Here is a 1153-nt window from a genome sequence, read left to right as displayed (position 1 = left end):
GTAAAAAATAATCTCCCCATATGGAACTGCAACAGCATTGCGGAATTTTTCCTCGAGATCATCCTCAAGCAGCGCGATGCCCTGGAGGAGTCATTTCGTTCAACCAGGGAAGATCGTACAGCATTTGCTGCCCGGTTATCCGGACTCCCGTTCGTCCGCCGGGTCTGTCCGTCGGAGGCAAATTTCCTTGTCATCGAGCTTTCCCGGGACGGTATCCCCCGGAAACCCTGGTCAACGATCTTCTTGTAAAGAAATCCATCTTCATCAAGGATATCTCCGACCGTTTTCCCGGAGAAAACTCCTATTTCCGGCTGGCCGTCCGTCTTCCGGAAGAGAATAAAAAACTGGTACAGTGCCTGCGGGAGATTATCCCGTCATGATGTTTCAATCATGCAGTAACTTCCCCCGGCAACCGTTGTGGTAACCCCGGCCGGCAAACCGGCACAGGATCACGAATATCTGATAAAAGTACGGATATTGAGGCATGGAGCCGGAGGCGTGCCCGTTCTGCAACCCGCCCGCAGAGGAGATAGTAAGAGCAAACGATCTCTGTTTTGCCCGGTGGGACAAATACCCGGCCAGCCGGGGCCACATTCTTGTCATTCCCTTCCGCCATACGCCGGATTTTTTCTCGATGACGCAGGAGGAGAAGGAGGCCACAATTGCTCTTGTGTCTGAATGCAGGGAATTCCTTGACCGGGATTTTTCTCCGGGCGGCTATAACATCGGGTTTAATGTCGGCGAGATTGCCGGGCAAACGGTGATGCATTGCCATTGTCATATAATCCCGCGGTATGCCGGGGATGTTGTGGATCCCCGCGGGGGATTGCGGGGAGTTGTGCCGTGGAAGCAGGTGTATTGAGGGCACTATCCTACCCGGCACAGCCCCCCCGGGCAGTGTCGTTTTCGGGACGGATGCTTTCAGGACCGGTTTTCCCTGATCAGGAACACCCAGCCTCCCCGATTGGGGAAGCGAAATGCATTTCAAGGCATGAACGGGAAATACGTATCACGCGGACAACCGGTGTGTCAGCGGATCCGGCAAATCCGTAAAGAGACTCATAAACCATGTCCCAATAATTTCCTGCCAGTAAGGGATGAGGAACAAGAACCATGGCAACAAGCGATACACCTGAAAAAAGCCCGGACAATT

At 53.4% G+C, this 1153-nt stretch carries 2 protein-coding genes; both read left to right on the top strand.

Annotated elements, in window-relative coordinates; genetic code table 11:
* Positions 1-249, top strand: a 249-nt coding sequence (locus CW742_RS14250) for a hypothetical protein (protein WP_292421517.1), incomplete at its 5' end; no start/stop codon positions are given.
* Between the two features lie 235 nt (positions 250-484).
* Entirely contained in the window at positions 485-862 is a 378-nt protein-coding gene (locus CW742_RS14245) for an HIT family protein (RefSeq protein WP_292421515.1), read from the top strand.
* Positions 863-1153: the final 291 nt, after the last annotated feature.

The sequence above is a fragment of the Methanoregula sp. genome (assembly GCF_002835825.1).
Classification (GTDB): domain Archaea; phylum Halobacteriota; class Methanomicrobia; order Methanomicrobiales; family Methanospirillaceae; genus Methanoregula.
Note: the sequence above shows the minus strand (reverse complement) of the source record. Positions and strands in the feature narration are given on the sequence as shown.